General features: G+C 62.9%; 19 protein-coding genes. 3 read left to right on the plus strand and 16 right to left on the minus strand.

All coding sequences use genetic code 11. From position 1 onward, the window contains the following. Nucleotides 1–178 precede the first annotated feature (178 nt). From HU720_RS14770 to HU720_RS14790, 5 genes are all read right to left on the minus strand, one after another. Complete coding sequence (locus tag HU720_RS14770) at nt 179–1,036, minus strand: CAP domain-containing protein (protein WP_186520669.1); 858 nt, start codon at nt 1,034–1,036, stop codon at nt 179–181. A gap of 303 nt (nt 1,037–1,339) precedes the next feature. Then, nucleotides 1,340–1,951 (minus strand): cell wall hydrolase, encoded by a 612-nt coding sequence (locus HU720_RS14775; protein WP_186520670.1) that lies wholly within the window; start codon nt 1,949–1,951, stop codon nt 1,340–1,342. A 48-nt stretch (nt 1,952–1,999) separates the two neighbouring features. Next, nucleotides 2,000–2,917, minus strand: coding sequence for an AEC family transporter (locus tag HU720_RS14780; RefSeq protein ID WP_186520671.1), 918 nt, complete (start codon nt 2,915–2,917; stop codon nt 2,000–2,002). A gap of 132 nt (nt 2,918–3,049) precedes the next feature. Then, the gene (locus HU720_RS14785) at nt 3,050–3,913 is read right to left on the minus strand and encodes a LysR family transcriptional regulator (RefSeq protein ID WP_186520672.1); all 864 of its coding nucleotides are present in this window, start codon (nt 3,911–3,913) and stop codon (nt 3,050–3,052) included. A gap of 120 nt (nt 3,914–4,033) precedes the next feature. Then, nucleotides 4,034–6,181, minus strand: coding sequence for a methyl-accepting chemotaxis protein (locus HU720_RS14790; protein WP_186520673.1), 2,148 nt, complete (start codon nt 6,179–6,181; stop codon nt 4,034–4,036). Nucleotides 6,182–6,437: 256 nt separating this feature from the next. Between HU720_RS14790 and HU720_RS14795 the strand changes: the two genes are divergently transcribed. Continuing rightward, nucleotides 6,438–7,757, plus strand: coding sequence for a Na+/H+ antiporter family protein (locus HU720_RS14795; protein ID WP_186520674.1), 1,320 nt, complete (start codon nt 6,438–6,440; stop codon nt 7,755–7,757). A 10-nt stretch (nt 7,758–7,767) separates the two neighbouring features. On the opposite strand, the gene HU720_RS14800 is transcribed toward HU720_RS14795, so the two are convergent. The 10 genes from HU720_RS14800 to HU720_RS14845 all read right to left on the minus strand — a co-directional run bounded on the left by HU720_RS14800 (nt 7,768) and on the right by HU720_RS14845 (nt 16,222). Continuing rightward, the gene (locus tag HU720_RS14800; RefSeq protein WP_186520675.1) at nt 7,768–8,769 is read right to left on the minus strand and encodes a FecR family protein; all 1,002 of its coding nucleotides are present in this window, start codon (nt 8,767–8,769) and stop codon (nt 7,768–7,770) included. Nucleotides 8,770–8,896: 127 nt separating this feature from the next. Beyond that, the gene (locus HU720_RS14805; protein ID WP_186520676.1) at nt 8,897–9,460 is read right to left on the minus strand and encodes an NUDIX hydrolase; all 564 of its coding nucleotides are present in this window, start codon (nt 9,458–9,460) and stop codon (nt 8,897–8,899) included. Between the two features lie 2 nt (nt 9,461–9,462). Beyond that, nucleotides 9,463–10,215: a GntR family transcriptional regulator gene (locus HU720_RS14810; protein WP_186520677.1), complete on the minus strand. Its 753-nt coding sequence runs from the start codon at nt 10,213–10,215 to the stop codon at nt 9,463–9,465. A gap of 88 nt (nt 10,216–10,303) precedes the next feature. Further along, the gene (locus HU720_RS14815; protein WP_186520678.1) at nt 10,304–10,693 is read right to left on the minus strand and encodes a carboxymuconolactone decarboxylase family protein; all 390 of its coding nucleotides are present in this window, start codon (nt 10,691–10,693) and stop codon (nt 10,304–10,306) included. A gap of 208 nt (nt 10,694–10,901) precedes the next feature. Continuing rightward, nucleotides 10,902–11,387, minus strand: coding sequence for a flavin reductase family protein (locus HU720_RS14820; RefSeq protein WP_186520679.1), 486 nt, complete (start codon nt 11,385–11,387; stop codon nt 10,902–10,904). Between the two features lie 15 nt (nt 11,388–11,402). Next, nucleotides 11,403–12,884: an aldehyde dehydrogenase gene (locus tag HU720_RS14825; protein WP_186520680.1), complete on the minus strand. Its 1,482-nt coding sequence runs from the start codon at nt 12,882–12,884 to the stop codon at nt 11,403–11,405. Next, the gene (locus HU720_RS14830) at nt 12,881–13,714 is read right to left on the minus strand and encodes an alpha/beta fold hydrolase (protein WP_186520681.1); all 834 of its coding nucleotides are present in this window, start codon (nt 13,712–13,714) and stop codon (nt 12,881–12,883) included. The genes HU720_RS14825 and HU720_RS14830 overlap by 4 nt, the downstream gene beginning before the upstream one ends. Nucleotides 13,715–13,782: 68 nt before the next feature. Continuing rightward, a complete protein-coding gene (locus tag HU720_RS14835) occupies nt 13,783–14,379 on the minus strand; it encodes an amino acid synthesis family protein (RefSeq protein WP_023535107.1) in 597 nt (198 codons plus the stop codon). 224 nt (nt 14,380–14,603) lie between these two features. Continuing rightward, nucleotides 14,604–15,644, minus strand: a complete 1,041-nt coding sequence (locus tag HU720_RS14840) for an LLM class flavin-dependent oxidoreductase (protein WP_186520682.1) — start codon at nt 15,642–15,644, stop codon at nt 14,604–14,606. 92 nt (nt 15,645–15,736) lie between these two features. Then, entirely contained in the window at nt 15,737–16,222 is a 486-nt protein-coding gene (locus HU720_RS14845) for a flavin reductase family protein (RefSeq protein ID WP_186520683.1), read from the minus strand. A 319-nt stretch (nt 16,223–16,541) separates the two neighbouring features. On the opposite strand from HU720_RS14845, the gene HU720_RS14850 reads away from it, so the two are divergent. Then, nucleotides 16,542–17,942: a cytosine permease gene (locus HU720_RS14850; protein ID WP_186520684.1), complete on the plus strand. Its 1,401-nt coding sequence runs from the start codon at nt 16,542–16,544 to the stop codon at nt 17,940–17,942. A 148-nt stretch (nt 17,943–18,090) separates the two neighbouring features. Here the strand turns inward: HU720_RS14850 and HU720_RS14855 are convergent, their stop codons facing one another. Further along, a complete protein-coding gene (locus tag HU720_RS14855; protein ID WP_186520685.1) occupies nt 18,091–19,716 on the minus strand; it encodes a methyl-accepting chemotaxis protein in 1,626 nt (541 codons plus the stop codon). 380 nt (nt 19,717–20,096) lie between these two features. Between HU720_RS14855 and HU720_RS14860 the strand changes: the two genes are divergently transcribed. Next, nucleotides 20,097–20,729 (plus strand): LysE family translocator, encoded by a 633-nt coding sequence (locus HU720_RS14860; protein ID WP_186520686.1) that lies wholly within the window; start codon nt 20,097–20,099, stop codon nt 20,727–20,729. The last annotated feature ends 82 nt before the right edge of the window (nt 20,730–20,811 follow it).

The raw sequence follows: 20,811 nt of genomic DNA on the forward strand, positions 1-20,811 counted from the left end.
GCTTCGCAGCCCTTTCGCGACACAAGGCCGCTCCTACACAATCAAAAGCGACTTGCCCGAAACCATAGAATCTCCCAAAGGAATTGAGTCAAGTGCCAATATCGCAGCTGACCCGGTCCCCTGTGGGAGCTGGCGCCAGCCTGCGATGAGGGCGGAACAGGCCTGCACAGTTATCTGCCTATTGCGCGGTGCCGAACAAGCCGGTCCAGTAGATCCCGGCATCGCTTTTCGGGTCCACGGCGTAGGCGGCACCCAGTTCGCGGTAGTCGGGGTTCATCAACGTGGCGCAGTGCCCAGGGCTGGCCAGCCAACCATCGACCACCTTGCGCGCGCTGTCGCGGCCCGCTGCGATGTTTTCGCCGATCTGCCGGTACTGGTAGCCGGCAAGCTCGGCGCGGTCGCCTGGGGTGCGGCCGTCGCGGTCCAGATGGTCGAAGAAGTTCTGGTTGGCCATGTTGCGGGTGTGGTTGGCGGCAACACCGGCCAGCGTGGTGTTCCAGGCAAGCGCCGGGGCGGCCGGGAAGGGTTGCCCACCGCACTGGCGCGGTACGTTACGTGCGGCGTTCACCTCTTGCAGCAGCTTCTGGCCTTCGGCCTGCCAGTCGCCCAGGCGCCCACTGAGCAGCGGCCGGGCGAGCACGATACGCCAGTCGCGGCCCTCTTGGCTGACGCCGATATCGACAAACTGCGGGTCGAGCACCACCTGGCAAAAACTCTCTTCGATGGCTTTCATGGCGGACTTGGCATCACGCGGCCCGGACAGGCTGATGGCCTGGACGTTGACCATGGGGTAGGCCGCCCGGCTCATCGCTTGTTGCAGGTCGCGGGTGCCCTCTGGCGACAGCGCCAGGCGGTTATCGCTGTTCAGCGGAGGCAGCTCCAGCGACGCTTCGCCCGCACAGCCCTGTGCCTGGCTGCGGTAGCTGTTGATCGTATCGATCAGTTGCGTCTCTTCGCCGGTCATGGCCTGGGCAGCGGCCGAGGCGAGCAGGCCCAGCGACACACCTAAGAGGCAGGCAACGGATGGGACGCGCATGTGAATCTCCCTGTAACTGGCAGCGTCGGGTTGTGCGCTGCCCATCCTACACAAGCACCGAGCGTTTGGCCCGGCGTTGTGCAGTCCCCATGAAGAACCGTCGTACGGAAGGTTCACGGCAAAAGAGGGGGTAGACCAGGGTGGATCGAAAAAGTGCGATGGACCGTGATCAATTGGCCCCATCGTTTGAACATTCCACCAGGTCGGGCGGTGTTGCGCACCGCTGTCTCAAACAGTCGACCGTTGGGGCTGCAGGCTGTTCCGTTGCGCTTGCGCGGGGTTGGCACTAAAGCCGGCAAGACATCAACGTGCCAAGGCCGGGTTGGGCTTGTAGAACAGAAAGTGCGTGGTCTGCGCCGTGCGCCGGTAGGCCTTGATCCAATCGGGCTTTACGCTGCGGTCATGGAAGTACAGCGCGCCGCCGGTAGGGTCCTTGAGCTGCTGGTTCAGCGCCTTGCGCGCGATCTCCTTGGCTACCGTGTAGCGGTCGGTCTCTTCGACCTGGTCTGGGCGGCCATCGCACCACCAGGAAAACTGGCAGCTCTTGCTCTCGACACCCTGCTTGACCACACCGCAGATGCTGTTCGGGAACCCCTCATGCCCTAGCCGGTTGAGCACCACACTGGCTACCGCACTCATATCGCGCTCATCGGCACCTTTGGCCTCCCAATAGATGGTCCGCGCCAGGCAGGTAATGCTGTCGTCCATCGGCGCCTGCCCAACCGGGTCAACTGCCTGAACCTCTGTCGGCGTCAGGGTTTCCTGTTTTTTTGGCGGCGGTGCGTCCTGCACCACTTTCTCCTCCAGCACCTGTGCCTTGTCTTCGGCAACGGCGGCCTTTTGGCTGTCAGCCGCCGCGATAGAGCCTGCAAACAGGGCCAGGGCAACGCCAGACAGTAGCAGAGAGAGACGCATGATCAGGTATCCGCAAGGTTGGGTGCGTGTGAGTTTAGCCGCCTCGCTTCAATTGAGCGTCAACGTCAGCATTAAAGGCAACGTCGCCGCCGCCAGCACCGTTTGCATCGCGATGATGGTTGCCATCAATGGTGCATTCCCGCCCATCTGCCGCGCCATGACATAGGACGACGAGGCGGTCGGCAGCGCCTGGTACAGCACCGCCACCACTGCGGCCTGGCCGCTGAGCCCAAGCATACGGCACAAGCCCCAGGTGGCCAGGGGCATCACCAGAAACTTGAACAGCGAAGCGGCCAGCATGGGCTTGACCTGTTGCCCAAACCGCGCGCCGCCCAGCGCTGCACCGACACACAGCAGACCCATGGGCAGTGCCGCCTTGCCCAGCGCACCGACCGTGGGCTCCAGCCCTGCCGGCAGGCCTAAGCCTGTGACCCGCAACAACATGCCCAGGCCGCAGCCGATGATCAGCGGGTTGGCGAAGATCGCCCGCACAATTGTGCCTGGCGAGCTATGGCGGGCGCTGAAGCGGGCGAACACCAGTACGCACAGCAGGTTCACCAGCGGCACGATGGCCGCGTTGGCCACCGCCGCCAGGGCGATCCCGGCGCTGCCGTAGAGGCCAAAGGCAAGGGTGGCGCCGATGTAGTTGTTGAAGCGAATGCCGCCTTGGAACACTGAGGTAAAGTCGGCGCCGTCGTGGTTGGCAGCGCCCTGGTACAGCACCAGCAGCACTGCGCCGAGCAGCGTCGAGAGCACCAGCACGCCGACCATGCCGAATATCGGTACACCTTCAAGGTTGGCGGTGGCCATGCCGTGCACGAACAGCGATGGCAGCAGCACGTAGTAGCTCAGCCGCTCGGCGCCTGGCCAGAAGGTCTCGGCCAGAAAACCGCGCAGCCGCAGCCAGGTGCCTAAGGCGATAAGGAGAATGATCGGGACGAGGGTGGTTAGCAGCAGGTCAAGCATGGGCGACGGTCCGTGGTCGGGTACCGGCACAGGGTAGCGTAGGGGAATGAGCAGAAAAAACGCTGTTTTCTGCATTTACCGTTGAGAAAAAATCAACCCTCGCAGAGTCGTTCACAAGCGGCCAGGTCGCGCCTACGCCCCGAGCGCGGTTCTCAGCACCGCGCTCAAATGCCGGCGCTGGCTCTTTTCGTGCTCCAGCAATACCACCCGGCGGGTCAGCTGCGGTTCGCCGAAGGGCAGGATGGTCGCCGCCGGAAGCCGCTGCAGGTCATCATCACTGACCGGGATCACCGCCACGCCCAGGCCCATCGCGGCCATGTGTGCCAGCGCCTCCTGGCTGTCCAGCTCCATCTGCTCGCTGACCTGCAAGCGCTGACGGCGCAGCTCCTGCTCGATCTGCCGGCCGGCCCAGGCGCGCTTGTCAAAACGCAGGAACGGCAGGTTGGCCAGTAGCTCCGGCAGGCTTTGGCCGGCATGCTCGGAGCTGGCGATGGCCCAGAATCGATCCTCGAACAAGGCGGTGTACTGCAAGCTCTGCGGGTAGGGGCTTACCGGTTCGGTGGTAATCGCCGCGTCCAGCTCGCCGTCTTCGACGCGCCTGGCAAGCTCGGCAGACATACCCGACACCACGCTTACGTGCAGCAGCGGATGGTGCGCCTTGATCCATACCAGCGCCTTGGGCAGGCGCCGCGCCAGGACGGTGTGAATCGCGCCGATACGCAGCCGCCCGCGCAGGCTCGGGCCGCTGGCAAGGGTGTCGGCCAGCTCGTCGTAGGCGGCCAGGATGCTCTCGGCGCGAGCCACTGCCAGTTGCCCGGCTTCGGTCAGCACCACTTGGCGCCGGCTACGGTCGAACAGCGCGACCTGCAGTTCGTCCTCCAGCGCCTTGATGTGCAGGCTGACCGCTGAGGGCGTGAGGCTGAGCAAGTCGGCGGCACGGGCGAAGGTGCCGTGGCGGGCAATGGTGACCAGGGTGCGCAAGGCTTTGAGGGACACGGGCAGCGGCTCCGCAATGAGCTGTTCGCAACATTGTCCGGGGCCTCTGCCGGGCTGGCAAGCAGAGGGGCAGGGAAGTGCTGCCCCGCCTGAGCGGCGCAGCACGCGCCGGGCGTTGGATCAGACGCGGAATTGATCCATCAGCCCCTGCTGCTGGTTGGCCAGGCTGTTGAGCGACTGGCTGACCCGCGCCGACTCGTTGGCCTGGCCAGACAGCGACTCGGTGACATCGCGGATGGTGGCGACGTTGTGGTTGATCTCCTCGGCCACCGCGCTTTGCTCCTCGGCAGCGCTGGCAATCTGCAGGTTCATGTCGGTGATCACCGTCACGGCCTGGCCGATGCGCTGCAAGGCGGTGACCGCCTGGCCAACCTGCTCGACGCCGCCCTGGGCCTGGCGGTGGCTGCTGTCCATGGCACCTACCACTTCCTGGGTGCCCGCTTGCAGGGCTTCGATGACCTGGCGGGTTTCCTCCACCGACTCCTGGGTGCGACGGGCCAGGTTGCGGACTTCGTCGGCGACCACGGCAAAGCCGCGCCCGGCTTCACCGGCGCGGGCGGCTTCGATGGCTGCGTTGAGGGCCAGCAGGTTGGTCTGTTCGGCAATCGAGCGGATCACCTCAAGCACTGAACCGATCTTCTCGCTGTTGAGTGCCAGCCCTTCGACCTGGCCCATGGCGTTGCTCATGTCGGCAGCCAGGGCGCCAATGCGCGTGGTGGTGTGGTCGATGACCGCCAGGCCCTCGCGGGTGGCCAGGTCGGCTTCGCGCGCGGCCTGGGCTGCCTGGGCGGCGCTGCGCGCGACATCCTGGGCGGTGGCGCTCATTTCGTGGGAGGCAGTGGCCACCTGGTCGACCTGGCGGTACTGCTGCTCCATGCCGGCGCTGGTTTCAGCGGCAATGGCGGCGGACTGGTCGGCGGTACTGCGCGCCGCCTGCACCGAACGTTTCACGTCGGCGATGATCGGCTGCAGCTTGTCGAGGAAACGGTTGAACCAGCCAGCCAGCTCGCCCAGTTCGTCGTGTTTGTCGTATTGCAGGCGGCGGGTCAGGTCGCCTTCGCCGCTGGCGATGTCCTTGAGCATGGCGGCAACGCCGAGAATCGGCCGGGTTACCGTGCGCGCCATCAGCCACACCAGTAACAGGCCGAGAATCGCCGCGCCAAGGCCCAGCCCCAGTTCCAGCAGGGTGCCGCTGGTATTGAGCGCATCCAGCTCCTGCTTGAGCGCGTCAGCGGGGCCCGTGAGCACGCTGTCCGGCACCTGCAGTAAAACGCCCCACGGTTTGGCGCCTGGGATCGGCTCAAAGGCCGCCAGCACTTTCAACTGTTGCTGATGGTGCAGCACCTGCAGCTTGCCGTCAGCCAGCTTGCGTACCAGTTCAGCGCCTTGGGCGCTGTCGACCTGGTCGAGACGCTGGGCCAGTTTGTCGGCGTCGGCGCTGTAGCCTGCCAGCAACCCGACTGGGCTGAGGATGCCGACGGTGGTGCGGCCTTGGTACAGGCTGCGGCTGGCCGATTCGCTCAGGGCTTGCAGGCTGTTGAGGTTGATGTCGATGGACAGCGTGGCGATTACCTTGCCGTCGCTCTTGAGCGGGAAGACGATGCTGGTCATCAGCACGCGCTGCCCGTCGATGTCATAGAAGTAGGGCTCTACCACGCATACCTGCCCGGTGCTGCGCGGGCATACCCACCACGTGTTGGCTGGCTGGCCGCTGGGGCCGACCTCGGTATTGGCCATGTCCAGTTCAGGCAAGGCCATCGAGGTCAGTTGGCCGGCACGCGGTTGTGACCAGTACAACGCGAAGCGGCCGGTTTCGTTGCTGCCAAGCGCCGCCTGCCCGGCGAACAGCGTGTCCTTGCCATCCAGCGCACCGGGCTCGAACACCAGCGACAGGCCGAGCAGGTCGGGGTTGGCCTGCAGGGCGGCGCGCACCTGCGCGGTCATGTCCTGGCGCAGATCGTAGGCGTCGAGAAAGCGCTTTTCTGCCTGCTCGCGCAGGAACAGCACTTGGCGGGCGAAGCCTGCACCGTACTGATAGGCGTCCATGAACTGGCGACGGATATTCAGTGCCTGCACCTCGCCCTGGGCTTCGATACGCGCCTGGGCCGATTCACCCAGCATCTTGGTGCTGCTGGCCTTGACCAGGTCGGAGCTGTGGTCCATGCGGTACAGCGACAGGCCGACCAGCAAGGTGACGATGCCGGCCAGGCACAACCCGGCCAGCAGGGTGATTTTCCATTGAATCGAGAGTTGTCGCAGCGCAGGCATGGGGGCAAATCCCTTCTGATAATTTTAATGCTGCCGATTGTATCGGCGATGCTCGGTTTTTCTTGATTGAACGTTCAATCAGTTCTCTGCGACTTTGGTCGCGTCCTACAACAAAGCGCGACGGATACGGCTTTGACTTCTGTTATTTCGTGCTTCAGAGTGTGCGCCCTTCATAACAAGATCCCCCTGTTCCGGCCGCTGCCTGTGTGCAGCCTGGCGCCGGACGCTTTTCTTTTGTCTGTCGAACGAGGTTTTCATGAATGCAGTGATAGCTGCGGTAGGGCTCATGCTGATCATGAGTTTGTCCCGCGTGCATGTGGTCATCGCGCTGATTGTCGGTGCCATGGCCGGCGGCCTGGTGGGCGGGCTGGGCATCGAGGGCACCCTGAAAGCCTTCAACGGTGGCCTGGGCGGTGGTGCGACGGTTGCGCTGTCCTACGCATTGCTGGGCGCTTTTGCCGTGGCGATCGCCAAGTCGGGGCTGGCCCACGCGCTGGCCGATTGGATGTTGGCCAAGGTCGACCGTCAGGGGGCGCAAAACGCGCGCATGGTGAAATGGCTGATCATCGGCCTGATGCTCCAAGTGGCGGTGGCGTCGCAGAACGTGCTGCCGATTCATATTGCGTTCATCCCGTTGCTGATCCCGCCGCTGCTGTACGTGATGACGCGCCTGCGTATCGACCGGCGGCTGATTGCCTGTGTGGTGACCTTCGGCCTGATCACCCCGTACATCTTCCTGCCGGTAGGTTTCGGTAATATTTTCCTCAACGAAATTCTGCTGGCCAACGTCAGCCGCGCAGGCGTCGATGTCAGTGGCGTCAATGTCACCCACGCGATGGCCATTCCGGCTGCAGGCATGCTGTTCGGCCTGCTGGTAGCGGTGTTCATCAGCTACCGCAAGCCCCGCGACTATGACTTGGAACGGGTCGAGCAGGTCGAGCAGGTGAGCATGCAGTACCAGCCACGCACCTTGCTGGTGGCAGCCCTGGGCATCGTCGTCGCCTTTGTGGTGCAGCTATGGCTGGGTTCGATGATCATTGGCGCGATGGTCGGCTTTCTGGTGTTCTCGCTGTCGGGCATCGTGCGCTGGAAAGACAGCGACGACGTGTTCACCGAAGGCATGAAGATGATGGCGATGATCGGCTTCATCATGATCGCCGCCTCAGGCTTTGCCGAGGTGCTCAAGGCGACGGGCGAAGTGAAGGGGCTGGTCGAGGCGTCGGCGCAGTGGATCGGCCACAGCAAGGGCGTGGGTGCGCTGCTGATGTTGCTGGTGGGCCTGCTGGTAACCATGGGGATCGGTTCGTCGTTCTCCACCGTGCCGATTCTGGCGGCGATCTTCGTGCCGCTGTGCGTGCAGCTTGGTTTTGACCCTATTGCCACGGTATGCATTGTCGGCACCGCCGGGGCATTGGGCGACGCGGGGTCGCCCGCTTCGGACTCAACCCTGGGCCCCACCTCGGGCCTGAATGTCGATGGGCAGCACCATCACATCTGGGACACCGTGGTGCCCACCTTCATCCACTACAACCTGCCACTGCTGGGCTTTGGTTGGTTGGCGGCGATGATGCTGTAACGCGCGCGGGTCAGCCGCGGTTGGGCGGCGGGACGATGCGATTGAGCACGGTGCTGCCGTCCTTGCTGCGGGTGAGGTACACCGGCAATACCTTGGGCAGCGTATCGACCAGCCGGGCAACTTCACGGGTGTTGTAGATGCCGCTGATGCGGATGCGCGCAGTGCTGTCATCCGCCAGCAACAGCGGTTTTTCGAGGTAGCGATTGATCACGGGCAGTGCCTGACGCAGGCTCAGGTTGTCCAGTACCAGCTTGCCACTGCGCCAGGCGAGGGCGTTGTCATAGTCGTCGCTTTGCGCCAGGTGCGGCTCGAAGTCGCCCATTTGGTAGGTGGCCTGCATGCCTGGGCCAAGGCGGTAGCCGCCGCTGTCACCGTCACTGCTGACCAGCACCGAGCCTTCAACCAGGGTCACCTTGACCTGGTCATCGTACTTCCACACGTTGAACTGCGTACCGGTCACCCGTGTCTGGCCGTTGCCGGCACGGACGATGAAGGGGTGGCTGCTGTCGTGCGTCACCTTGAAGAACGCCTCGCCCTTGATCAGCGTGACGCGGCGCTCGTCCTTGAAATTGAGGTAGCGCAGTTCGCTGTGCAGGTTCAAGTCGACGCGGCTGCCGTCGTTCAGTTGCACCTGCTGCAATTGATCGCCGGTCTGGAAATGCTGATAACTGCTCGGCAGCCAGTTCTGTTCCCAGCCAACCCAGCCGGCCAGCGGCAGGGCCATCAGTGCGATTGCTGCTGCTGAGGCCAGCGGCCGCCAGTTGCGCGTGCGGGCCTTGCGCCGAGGGCTGAGCGTGACGACATTGTGTTCGCGGGGCAGCAGGTCTGCGGTTTGCCAGATTTCCAGCATGGCCTGGTATTCAGCGGCGTGGCGCGGGTCGGCTGCCAACCACTGGCTGAACGCTGCCCGTTCTGCGGCCGAACAATCATCGGCATGCAGGCGCATGCACCAATGCGCCGCGGCATCGGTAATGGCATCGTCTTCGCTGAGGGGGTGGCGGTCCTGGTTCATTACGGCTCCCGGTTTTGCCGCATTCTACCCTCGGGCGGGGCATTCCGAGAACGGATTAATGGCGAATGACTATCAACTGACTGCATTTTCCTCGTGGATGCGCATGGGTCTTATTGGGACTTGCGCGTCAACGAATGAAGTGCACCTTGCCGGTGTCGTCATTGCCCATGTAAATGCCGTAGACCCCAGCCTGGCGCTCGAGGATATAGCGCTCGAGAATCTGCCGAATGGCCGGGTAATAGATGTCATCCCACGGAATCTCGTCAGGCTCGAAGAACTTGTAGGCCAGCGTCTCGGGCCCGTACTGGCCGGTCTCTTCGGTTACCACCGCGCGGAAGATGATGTAGACCTCGCTGATCTTCGCCACGCTGAAGATCGAGTAGGGGCAGACGATGTCGGCGCGTACGCCGCTTTCTTCCCACACCTCGCGCAGCGCCGCCTGCTCGGTGGTCTCGCCGGCTTCCATGAACCCGGCCGGTAGCGTCCAGGTGCCTGGGCGCGGCGGGATGGCGCGCTGGCACAACAGGTACTTGCCATCACGTTCGATGATGCACCCGGCGATGATCTTTGGGTTGATGTAATGGATGTAGCCGCAACCGGTGCAGTGCAGGCGCTCGTGGGTGTCACCGGTGGGCACGCCCCGGGTCAGTTCCCTGGTGCAGTGCGGGCAGTAGCGCGGGGCGGTGGGCATGGTCAGCGGCCTATGCGAGGGTCCTTGAGGGGCAGGGGAGCGACGATTTCGCGGACCTTGGCGTTGTCGTCCTGCTTCTGACGCAGGTATTCCAGTGCCACCTTGGCTGCAGCGCGCACGTGGTCGACCGAAGCCTGGTGCGCCGCCAGCGGGTCGCCGCCCTTGATCGCCTCGACCATTTTTTCCATTTCGCGGTTGCTCGCGCCGCGGCGGTTTTCCTGCGAGACCGAGGTCGCACGCAGGTAGCTGATGCGGGCCTGCAACTGGCGTAGTTGCTGGGCTGCAACCTGGTTGCCGGAGCCTTCCAGAAGCACGTCGTAGAAGCCTTGTACCGAATCGAGTACCTGCGCCAGTTCGCCTTCTTCGAGCGCTTCGCGGTTCACTTCAAGGGCGCGTTCCAGGGCACGGATGTCCTTGCTCTTGGCGTTGAGGGTGAACAGCTGGACGATCAGCCCTTCGAGTACGCAGCGCAGCTCGTAGATGTCGCGGGCGTCTTCGAGGGTGATGATGGCCACCCGCGGGCCCTTGGCGTCGGCGAACTCCACCAGGCCTTCGGACTCGAGGTGACGCAGGGCTTCGCGCACCGAGGTGCGGCTGACGCCGAGGCGGTCGCAGAGGTCGCGTTCGACCAGGCGGTCGCCGGGCAGCAAATGGAAGTTCATGATCGCGCTGCGCAGTTTGTCGAGCACGATTTCGCGGAGCGTGACGGGGTTGCGGTTGACCTTGAAGCTGTCGTCGAGTGGCTGGCGTTTCATCAGGTGCGCTCTTTATGAGGCTGTTGCGCCAACATCGCGAAGGGCCACGAACCGTGGCGCTCCATGCAGTGGTTCGAACAGCCCGGTGTTAACGGGTGGGCTCTGCATCGGCCTCGGCGAACGCTTCGCGGGCCAGGCGGAAACTGTCCACCGCCGCAGGTACGCCGCAATATATACCGACTTGGAGCAGGATCTCGCGAATCTGTTCACGGCTCAGCCCGTTACGCAATGCGCCGCGAATGTGCAGCTTGAGCTCGTGGGGCCGGTTGAGCGCGGAAATCATGGCCAAGTTTATCATGCTGCGCTCTTTGAGCGACAAGCCATCGCGGCCCCAGACATGGCCCCAGCAATACTCGGTAACCAGCTCCTGCAGCGGCTTGGTGAACTCGTCGGCGTTCTGGATCGAGCGGTTGACGTAGTCTTCGCCGAGCACCTGGGTGCGGATGGCGAGGCCTTTTTCGTACTTCTCGTTGCTCATGGGCCGGGTTCCTGCGTAGGTTGAATAAAAATGGGGGCCGCAACCGGGGGTGAGGGGTGTGCGCGACCCCCGAAAAATGTGGGGCTGCTGTGCAGCCCATCGCAGGCTGGCGCCAGCTCCCACAGGTAGTGCATACCTCAAAGGCAATGAAATGCCTGTGGGAGCTGGCGCCAGCCTGCGATGGGGCGCACAGCACCCCCGGCGGTAGTCAGCCCAAAGGTGGCAATGCGCCGAGCTTGCCGCGATGGTAGACCATCGGCGTCACCGGCTGCTCTGGCAACACCAGGTTCTTCACCGCGCCGACGATGATGGCGTGGTCACCGCCGTCGTATTCGCGCCACAGCTCGCATTCGATAATCGCCGTGGCCTTGGTCAGCAGCGGGTTGCCCAATTCGCTGAGCTGCCACTGGATCCCTTTGGCCTTGTCCTTGCCTTTACCGGCGAAGGCGTAGGCCTCGGCGGTCTGCTCGGCTGACAGCAAGTGGATGGCGAACTGCTTGCTGTCACGCAGGATCGGGTAGGTGTCGGAGGCATAGTTGGGGCAGAACAACACCAACGCCGGCTCGATCGACAGCGCACTGAAGGCGCTGGCGGTGATGCCGACGATGGCGCCGTCGGCATCCAGCGTGGTGACCACGGTGACACCGGACGGGAACGAGCCCATCACGTCTTTGTAGATGCCTGGTTCGATCATTTTGGCTGCACCTCGTTAACGCATCACGAACGGGTCGGGCATCGGCGCTGTGGACAGGTTGATCCACACCGTTTTCAGCTCGGTATAGGCAAGCACCGAATCGATGCCACTCTCACGGCCATAGCCGCTGTTCTTGAAACCGCCGATGGGCGCCATGGCCGACACCGCACGGTAGGTATTGACCCAGATGATGCCGGAGCGCACGTCACGGGCCAGGCGGTGGGCGCGCCCCAGGTCGCGGGTCCAGATGCCGGCTGCCAGGCCGAACTGCGAGTCGTTGGCGATATCCAGCGCCTCTTGCTCGGTCTTGAAGCGGATCACCGCTGCCACTGGGCCGAACACTTCTTCCTGCATGATGGTCATCGAGTTGCTGTCGCACTCGAACAGGGTCGGCTCATAGAACCAGCCGTCACCCTCGACCTCGGCGCGCTTGCCGCCCATGTGCAGCTTGGCGCCTTCTGCCTTGGCGGCGGCCACCAGGCCTTCGACCACCGCCAGTTGCTGTGCGGTGGCCATCGGGCCCATTTCGCTGGCGTCGTCCTGCGGGCTGCCGATGCGGATGCGCTTGGCGCGCGCTACCAGGCGTTCGACGAACTCATCGAAGATCTCGTCCTGAACCAGCAGGCGCGAGCCCGCCACGCAGCTTTGCCCGGAGGCGGCATAGATCCCGGCCACCGCACCGTTGATGGCGCTGTCCAGGTCTGCGTCGGCGAAGATGATGTTCGGCGACTTGCCGCCCAGTTCCAGCGACAGCTTGGCGAAGTTTTCGGCGCTGCTGCGCACCACATGGCGAGCCGTGGCAGCGCCGCCGGTGAAAGCGATCTTGCGCACCAGCGGGTGGCGGGTGAGGGCGGCGCCAGTGCTTGGGCCGTAGCCGGTGACCACGTTGACCACGCCAGGCGGAAAGCCCGCTTCGAGCGCCAGGCGGGCCAGTTCGAGGATGGTCGCCGAGGCATGCTCGGAAGGCTTGAGCACGATGGTGTTGCCGGCGGCCAGGGCTGGGGCGAGCTTGATTGCGGTCAGGTACAGCGGGCTGTTCCAGGGGATGATCCCGGCCACCACGCCGATCGGCTCGTGCACGGTGTAGGCGAACAGGTCCGGCTTGTCCAGGGGCAGGGTGCCGCCTTCGAGTTTGTCGGCAAGGCCTGCGGTGTAATGGAAGAACTCCGGCAGGTAGCCGACCTGGCCGCGGGTTTCGCGGATCAGCTTGCCGTTGTCACGGCTTTCGAGTTGGGCCAGGTGCTCTTTGTTTTCGGTGATCAGGTCACCCAGACGGCGCAGCAACTTGCCCCGGGCGGTGGCGGTGATGCTGCGCCAGGCCTTGCTTTCGAAGGCGCGCTGGGCCGCTTGCACGGCCAGCTCGACATCGGCTTCGTCGGCGTCTGGCAGTTGCGCCCAGGCCTGGGCGGTGGCCGGGTTGAGGCTGTCGAAGGTCTTGCCGCTCTGGGCATCGAGCCACTGGCCGTCGATGCACATCTGGAAACGAACGAGGGTCATGCAACAATCCCCTTGGCGGATTCGGTGAGGGTGCGGGCTTGGGCGAGGAAGTCGAGCAACATCTTGTTGACTTCGCGCGGTGCTTCCACCGGCATCATATGCCGTTGCTCGGCCAGCACCACGCTGTGCGCGCCAGGGATTCTGGCAGCGAGCTGGCGGGTCATGGCCGGGGTGGAGCCGGCGTCGAGCTCGCCGGTGGCGATCAATGTCGGCACCTGGATACTGCCCAGATCATCGGCGCGGTACATGTCCTGGGTGGCGAACAGAGAATAGGTGGTGTGGTAGCCCTGCGGGTCGTTGCCAGCCAGGATCTGGCGGATGGCAGCTACCTGGGCCGGGTTGGCGGCCTTGTACTCGCGGCTGAACCAGCGGTCCAACGCGGCGTCGACGTTGGCGTCGGGGCCTTGTTCCAGCGCCTGCGCCGCACGGGCGATGACGCCTGCGCTTTGCTCGTCGGTGCGCTGGAACACGCTGTTGAGTACCACCAGCGCAGCCAGACGCTGCGGGTAGTTTAGGGCAAAGGCACGGGCCACGAGGCCGCCCATGCTGAACCCGATCACCGTCGCCTGGGCGATTTGCAGGTGGTCAAGCAGTTCGGCCAGTTGTTCGGCGTAGCCTTCCAGCGGTGTGTCGGCGGCTGGCATCGGGCTTTGGCCATGGCCGAGCATGTCGTAGGCGATGACGCGATAGTCGTTGGCAAGGCCGACGATCTGCCCGCCCCACATTTCCTTGTTCAGGCCCACGCCGTGGATCAGAACCACGGGCTGGCCCTGGCCGTGGACGGTGTAGCTGGTCCCGGCCGGTGTACGTTCAGCGACAGGCTGAATCATGGAGGGCGCTCCTTGAAGGTCGGGCGCGGCGGGTATGCACGCCACGCCCAGGCCCGTCTTGGTTATTGTTATTGAGCGTTGGCTTTTTCGGCAGCCAGTTCTTCCAGGTCGATGTAGCGGTTACCGATGCGCGGGTGCAGACGGCCGCCGTCGGCTGCGCCCAGGACCACGACGATTTCGTCAGCGCGCGGGGCGTCTTCGATCTGCATTTCCAGGGTGATGTAGTGCGAGCGCAGGCCTTCGTCGTCCTTCTGCATCATCGGGATCTGGATTGAGGTCCCCGGGCCGCCGCGCTTGTTGGTGAAGCTCAGGTAGCTCTTGGCCTGTACGGCTTCCCGGTAGTGGTTGCCAAAGCGCAGGGTGTGGATCACCGCGGATGCGTGTTCGATTTCGCCGTCGGCGCCGACCACCGCAGCTTTACCATAGGCCTCGATCTTGTCGGCGCCGCCGATGGCGGCGGTCAGGCGCTCGACCATCAGCGCCCCGAGCTCGGAGCAGTGGGCACGGATTTCCGGCTTCAGGTCGTCAACGAAACCGCGCCCAGCCCATGGGTTTTTGATCACCACGGCCAGGCCGACCATGGTCACTGGCTTGTCGGTGGCCTTGCCGCCTTCGATGCGGGTTTCTTCGGAGTAGGTGACGATTTTGCGGATTTCGAAACTCATGGGGGGCTCCTAAGTAGGGTTATCAGCTCTTGTTGTCTGATGGTATACCATAATATTTGTTGTGCAAGACCCGACTGAAAAATTGTTTCGTCGGGGGACGAAAGGTCGGCTGATGCCTTGAAATACGGGCTTTCTGTATTGGCGCGCAGCGCGGGGCAAGCCTAAAAAAGCCCGCTCTCACGGGAGAGCGGGCTGGGTCCTGCAATCAATCAGGCAAAGGGAATTCAGGCGAACGCCGGCACCACTTCCTTGATGAACAGCTCAAGCGATTTTTTCTTCTCTGCGTGCGGCAGGCTGTTGTCACACCAGAAGCTGAACTCGTCGACGCCAAGCTCTTGGTAGTACTTGATACGCGCGATGATTTCTTCGGGGGTGCCGATCATGGTGTTCTTGCGGATGTTGTTCAGGTCGAACGCCGGCACTTCGGCAAATTTCGATTCAGGGCTTGGCTCGAGGAAGCCATTGACCGGGGTGGTCTTGTTGCCGAACCAGGCATCGAATGTGCGGTAGAAGCGCGCGATAGCCTGGGCGCCGACCTTCCAGCCTTCAGGCTCGGATGGGCTGTGCACATGGGTATGGCGCAGCACCATCAATTGTGGACGTGGCACATCCGGATTGTTGTCCAGCGCTGCCTGGAACTTGCTTTTCAGGTCCAGCACTTCTTCATCGCCTTTCATCAATGGCGTGACCATGACGTTGCAGCCATTGGCCACGGCAAAGTTGTGTGAGTCTGGGTCGCGGGCGGCGATCCACATCGGCGGTACGGCGTTGAACGGCTTCGGCACGCTGGTGGACGTGGGGAATTTGTACACTTCGCCGTCATGGGCGTAGTCGCCTTCCCACAGCTTGCGCACCACCGGCACCATTTCGCGCAGCGCCTTGCCGCCGTCGGTGGCTGGCATGCCGTTGGCCATGCGGTCGAACTCGAACTGATAGGCGCCGCGGGCCAGGCCCACTTCCATGCGGCCATTGCTGATGACGTCAAGCAGGGCGCATTCGCCTGCTACGCGGATCGGGTTCCAGAACGGCGCAATGATGGTGCCGGCGCCCAGGCGGATTTTCTCGGTGCGGGCGGCAAGATAGGCCAGCAGCGGCATCGGGCTCGGCGAGATGGTGTACTCCATGGCGTGGTGTTCGCCGATCCACACGGTGCTGAACCCGCCGTCTTCGGCCATCAGGGTCAGCTCGGTCAGGTCTTCGAACAGTTGGCGGTGGCTGACCTGTTCATCCCAACGTTCCATGTGCACGAACAACGAAAATTTCATGGGGCATTTCCTCGGAGCTTGTTGTTGTCGCCTGCCGGGCAGGCTTTGGAGTTCGCCACAGGCACCTGTGCGCCTGCTTGTAGAAGAAGGGCTCAGGCGAAGGCGGGCAGGCTGGCCATCTTGCCGCGGCAGTAGATCATCGGGCTCGGCGCTTGCTCAGGGACGATCAGGTTGTGCACCTTGCCGACCATGATGGCGTGGTCGCCACCTTCGTATTCACGCCACAGCTCGCACTCGATGACGGCGGTGGCGCCGGCCAGGATCGGGTTGCCCAGTGCGGACAGCGTCCACTCGATGCCGACGGCTTTGTCCTTGCCCTTTTTGGCAAACGCGTAGGCCTCGGCTTGCTGTTCACCGGAAAGCAGGTGAATGGCAAAGCGCTTGTTCTTCATCAGTACAGGATAGGAGTCGGAGCTGTAGTTGGGGCAGAACAGCACCAGCGGCGGGTCCATCGACAGTGAAGAAAAAGCGCTGGCGGTCAGGCCGACGATCGATCCGTCGTCGTCCAGGGTGGTGATGACGGTCACGCCGGACGGGAAGGAGCCCAGGACGTTCTTGTAGACAGTTGCGTCGATCATCGTGTGTACCTCGCAAAGGCGGCGGTGGTCCGCTGTTTTTATCGTTGATGTGTCTGATGGTATACCGTAATACCTATTTTGCAAGTGGAATTTTCGCCCACTTCAAATACACAATGAACGGCTGCAGGCCACGAATACCGGGGCTTTCAGCGCAAAGACGTTTGGTTGGGCTGGCTGCGGAAACGGATCAGCTAGCGTTTTTTAATACGGAGCAGTGTTGTCAAAAACTTGGAATACCATAATATGGTCTTCAGCTGAGAGGCCGCCCTGGATGCGGTTTCCTTACAACGATAAAAACGACCTTTCGAGCTGAATTCCTATGTCTCAACCGTCTTCGCAGCACCAGTTTGTCGAGAATCACACGGTCGATTACGTGCCACCTGCCGAGCGCCACGGGAAGGCGCGCGACCTGTTCACCCTCTGGTTCAGTACCAACATCGCGCCGCTGCCCATCGTCACGGGGGCCATGGTGGTGCAGGTGTTTCACCTGAATTTGCTGTGGGGCTTGGTGGCCATTGTGATTGGCCACCTGCTGGGGGGCGTGGTCATCGCCCTGGCCTCGGCACAGGGGCCGCAGTTAGGGATCCCGCAGATGGTCCAGAGCCGCGGCCAGTTCGGGCGCTACGGGGCGCTGCTGATCGTGTTTTTCACAGCGCTGATCTATGTTGGCTTCTTCATCTCCAACATCGTGCTGGCCGGCAAGTCGATCCATGGCATTGCCCCGGGCGTGCCGATGCCTGGCGCCATCGTGATCGGCGCCCTGAGCGCAACTGCCATTGGCGTGATCGGCTACCGCTTCATCCATACCCTGAACCGCATTGGCACCTGGGTGATGGGTTCGGCGCTGCTGGCTGGTTTCATCATGATGTTTGTCCAGGAGCTGCCGGCTGACTTCTATACCCGTGGGGCGTTCAACCTGTCGGGCTTCGTTGCCACGGTGTCGCTGGGCGTTATCTGGCAGATCAGCTTTTCGCCGTACACCTCCGACTACTCACGCTACCTGCCGCGTGAAATCGGCATCGCCAAGCCGTTCTGGGCTACCTACTTCGGCGCAACCCTGGGCACCATCCTGTGCTTCAGCTTTGGTGCGATCGCGGTGTTGTGCGTGCCGGAGGGCACCGATGCCATGGCCGCGGTCAAGCAGGCCACCGGCTGGCTGGGGCCGATCCTGATGGTGTTGTTCCTGCTTAACATCATCAGCCACAACGCCCTTAACCTGTATGGGGCGGTGCTGTCGATCGTCACGGCCATCCAGACCTTCGCCGCGCAGTGGACGCCCAGCATCAAGGTGCGTGTGGTGTTGGCTGCGATCATTCTGCTGGGCTGCGGCATGGTTGCGCTCAATGCCTCGGCGGACTTCATCGGCCAGTTCATTGGCCTGATCCTGGCGCTGCTGCTGGTACTGGTGCCGTGGGCATCGATCAACCTGGTGGATTTCTACCTGATCAAGAAGGGCGAGTACGACATTGCGTCGATCTTCCGGGCTGACGGCGGTATCTATGGTCGTTTCAACCACCACGCGAGCATCGCCTACGCCTGCGGCATCCTGGTGCAGTTGCCGTTCGCCAACACGTCACTGTATGTGGGGCCGTATTCGAACATCGTTGAAGGGGCTGACCTTTCGTGGCTGTTCGGGCTGCTGGTGACCGTGCCGCTGTATTATTGCCTGGCTACGCGCAGCAAGCCGCTCAAGGTGGGTAGGCCAGTTGCGGTGAAGTAATGGGCCAAGCGATGCCGTTTCACGCGGTCAGTGTAGGAGCGGCCTTGTGCCGCGAAAGGGCTGCGAAGCAGCCCCAGCGTTTGTTCACCACGCTGATATCTCCGGGGCTGCTACGCAGCCCTTTCGCGGTGGTTTCAGTGTCTGCGGATCAAACCTTGAACTGGGCCACCATGCCGTTCAGTTCAACCGCCAGGCGCGACAGGTCCTGGGCTGCGGCGCTGGTCTGGTTCGCCCCGGCCGAGGTCTGCATCGCCAGGTCGCGGATGTTGACCAGGTTGCGGTCCACTTCACGCGCCACTTGCGCCTGTTCTTCCGAGGCACTGGCAATGACCAGGTTGCGCTGGTTGATCGAGGCGATGGCCTCGGCAATCAACTCCAGCGCCTCGCCTGCGCCTTGCGCCACTTCCAGGGTGCCGCTGGCGCGGCCTTGGCTGCTGTGCATGGCGGTGACGGCACGCTCGGTGCCGCTCTGAATGCCACCGATCATCTGCTCGATCTCGGCAGTCGATTCCTGAGTACGGTGGGCCAGCGCACGAACCTCGTCGGCAACCACGGCAAAACCACGGCCAGCCTCGCCCGCACGGGCAGCTTCGATGGCGGCGTTGAGCGCCAGCAGGTTGGTCTGCCCGGCAATCGAGCCGATTACATCAAGCACACGGCTGATCTCGTTGGCGCTGGTGGCCAGTTGTTCGATTTCGCCTGAGGTACCGGTCACGTCATTGACCAGCAACTGAATCGAGCTCAGCGCCTCGTTGACACGCTCGCGGCCATCGCGGGTGGTCTGGTCGGCGCCTTTGGAGGCGTCGGCAGTGCTTACTGCGTTGTTGGCGACTTCTTCGACGGCGGCAGTCATCTGGTTGACTGCGGTAGCCGCCTGGTCGATCTCGGCGCTTTGCTGGTGCAGGCCACGGCTGGTGTCTTCGGTGACGCTGTGCAGCTCTTCGGACGCCGAGGCCAGTTGGTCGGAGGAGGCGGCGATCTTGCGGATGGTATCGCGCAGGTTGCCCTGCATGCGGCTCAGCGAGCGCAGCAGCATGCCCGGCTCGTCACGGCCGTTCACGGTGATTTCCTGCGTCAGGTCGCCAGTGGCCACGCGCTCGGCAACGGCAACGGCGTCGGCCAGCGGCACGACGATGCTGCGGGTCAGCAGCGTGGCGATGGCAGCCAGGGCGAGCAGGATAACGGCCAACGACACGATGATCACGCCGAACGCCTCGTCGGCCACATCGCTGCTTCGTTGGGATGCGTCTTCGGCACCTTCGCCGTTGTAGGTGATGAGTGCGCTCATGGCTTTCATCATGGTGTCGGCAAGCTGCGTGAGGGGGCCGCTTATCTTGGCTTTGGCATCGGGAATGCGGCCGGCGGCGATGTCTTTGACCACGTCCTGTTGCAGGACATAGTAGTTGTCATAAGCAGCCTTGAAGGTATCGAACAGGGCCCGGCTCTGCTCGCCGACTACGGTCTGCTCATAGTTTTTGAGGCCTTGCTTGAGCTCCTCGTTGACGCGCCCGAGCAGGGCGATATTACGGTCGCGCTCGGTGGTGTCGTCGTCCATGGCGCTGCGCAGCGCGACCGCACGGGCACGGCCCAGGTTGGTGCTGATTTCGCTGAGCGTGATGACCGCAGGTACCCAAGTCTCTCGGATTTCGTCGGTGGCGCTGTCCATGCGCTTGGTCTCGTAAAGCGCCAGTAAGCCCATGGTCAGCACCAGGACGCCCAGCAGTGCAAACACGCTGGCAGCCCTTGAACCGATTTTCATATTCCGTAATTGCATGAGTGCTCCTTGACGGTGTGCGTTGCAGGCGTCAAGAGCATGGTCGTGAGGGCTGGCGATGGTGCCAGGCTCTCGATGCGCTGCGAAATTAGGTTGGTCCTCACCTGGTGTTGTATTTTTGACGCCAATAATGGCACGGTGCCGGTATGGTTGACCAGACGTTCAATGTAACAACCCGTACATACAATTCCGTCACAATTTGACGGAACTGTCAGCTTTGAACGCGTAAGGCGGCGGCGCTGTTGGGGTACACCGTTTTTGGAGCGCTGTTGAGTTGGCAGGGCTTCGGAAAATTAAATTGTCGCGCAAGGTTTCGCGCTTCTAACTCTGCAATTTGCGGATACACTCGGTCGCACTTCCCCCTCACATGGATGTGTCTGATGCCGGAATTCGCCAACCTGATGGCCTTCGCCTTGATTTGCCTGGGCATGGTGCTGACCCCTGGGCCGAACATGGTTTACCTGATCTCGCGCTCTATCTGCCAAGGGCGCGGCGCCGGGCTGATTTCGCTCGGTGGCGTGGCGTTGGGCTTCGTCATTTACATGGTGTGTGCGGCGTTGGGCATTACCGCATTGGTGATGGCGGTGCCGTTGGCGTATGACACCCTGCGCATCGCCGGGGCGCTGTACCTGCTGTACCTGGCCTGGCAGGCGCTGCGCCCGGGTGGCCGATCGCCGTTCCAGGTTCGTGACTTGCCCGCCGACAGCCCGCGGCGCCTGTTTGCCATGGGTTTGCTGACCAGCCTGCTCAACCCGAAAATCGCCGTCATGTACCTGTCGCTGATGCCACAGTTCATTGAACCCGGCCATGGCAGCGTGCTTGCCCAGTCATTGGCGCTGGGCTGCACACAGATCGTCATCAGCGTCACGGTCAACGCGCTGATTGCACTGATGGCGGGCTCCATCGCGGTATTCCTCGGCGGCCGGCCAGTGTGGCAGCAAGTGCAACGCTGGTTGATGGGGACCGTACTGGCAGGCCTTGCCGTGCGCATGCTGACCGAAGCGCGACGGTAAAACCCCCCGTCCGGTACAAAGTCTGAAAGCCAGTGGAACATCTGCCTGCGGTCGATTTCATATCCAGTGATGGATGGCAATC

The sequence above is a fragment of the Pseudomonas sp. SWRI51 genome, from assembly GCF_014268825.1.
In the GTDB taxonomy this organism is placed as follows: domain Bacteria; phylum Pseudomonadota; class Gammaproteobacteria; order Pseudomonadales; family Pseudomonadaceae; genus Aquipseudomonas; species Aquipseudomonas farsensis.

What these genes read in the sequence shown, in the direction of transcription:
- HU720_RS14790 (WP_186520673.1), bottom strand. Translation starts at nt 6,181, where the DNA reads ATGCCTGCGCTGCGACAACTCTCGATTCAATGGAAAATCACCCTGCTG.
- HU720_RS14775 (WP_186520670.1), bottom strand. Translation starts at nt 1,951, where the DNA reads ATGCGTCTCTCTCTGCTACTGTCTGGCGTTGCCCTGGCCCTGTTTGCA.
- HU720_RS14770 (WP_186520669.1), bottom strand. Translation starts at nt 1,036, where the DNA reads ATGCGCGTCCCATCCGTTGCCTGCCTCTTAGGTGTGTCGCTGGGCCTG.
- HU720_RS14780 (WP_186520671.1), bottom strand. Translation starts at nt 2,917, where the DNA reads ATGCTTGACCTGCTGCTAACCACCCTCGTCCCGATCATTCTCCTTATC.
- HU720_RS14845 (WP_186520683.1), bottom strand. Translation starts at nt 16,222, where the DNA reads ATGATCGACGCAACTGTCTACAAGAACGTCCTGGGCTCCTTCCCGTCC.
- HU720_RS14825 (WP_186520680.1), bottom strand. Translation starts at nt 12,884, where the DNA reads ATGACCCTCGTTCGTTTCCAGATGTGCATCGACGGCCAGTGGCTCGAT.
- HU720_RS14805 (WP_186520676.1), bottom strand. Translation starts at nt 9,460, where the DNA reads ATGCCCACCGCCCCGCGCTACTGCCCGCACTGCACCAGGGAACTGACC.
- HU720_RS14810 (WP_186520677.1), bottom strand. Translation starts at nt 10,215, where the DNA reads ATGAAACGCCAGCCACTCGACGACAGCTTCAAGGTCAACCGCAACCCC.
- HU720_RS14855 (WP_186520685.1), bottom strand. Translation starts at nt 19,716, where the DNA reads ATGCAATTACGGAATATGAAAATCGGTTCAAGGGCTGCCAGCGTGTTT.
- HU720_RS14815 (WP_186520678.1), bottom strand. Translation starts at nt 10,693, where the DNA reads ATGAGCAACGAGAAGTACGAAAAAGGCCTCGCCATCCGCACCCAGGTG.
- HU720_RS14835 (WP_023535107.1), bottom strand. Translation starts at nt 14,379, where the DNA reads ATGAGTTTCGAAATCCGCAAAATCGTCACCTACTCCGAAGAAACCCGC.
- HU720_RS14800 (WP_186520675.1), bottom strand. Translation starts at nt 8,769, where the DNA reads ATGAACCAGGACCGCCACCCCCTCAGCGAAGACGATGCCATTACCGAT.
- HU720_RS14860 (WP_186520686.1), top strand. Translation starts at nt 20,097, where the DNA reads ATGCCGGAATTCGCCAACCTGATGGCCTTCGCCTTGATTTGCCTGGGC.
- HU720_RS14830 (WP_186520681.1), bottom strand. Translation starts at nt 13,714, where the DNA reads ATGATTCAGCCTGTCGCTGAACGTACACCGGCCGGGACCAGCTACACC.
- HU720_RS14840 (WP_186520682.1), bottom strand. Translation starts at nt 15,644, where the DNA reads ATGAAATTTTCGTTGTTCGTGCACATGGAACGTTGGGATGAACAGGTC.
- HU720_RS14820 (WP_186520679.1), bottom strand. Translation starts at nt 11,387, where the DNA reads ATGATCGAACCAGGCATCTACAAAGACGTGATGGGCTCGTTCCCGTCC.
- HU720_RS14795 (WP_186520674.1), top strand. Translation starts at nt 6,438, where the DNA reads ATGAATGCAGTGATAGCTGCGGTAGGGCTCATGCTGATCATGAGTTTG.
- HU720_RS14850 (WP_186520684.1), top strand. Translation starts at nt 16,542, where the DNA reads ATGTCTCAACCGTCTTCGCAGCACCAGTTTGTCGAGAATCACACGGTC.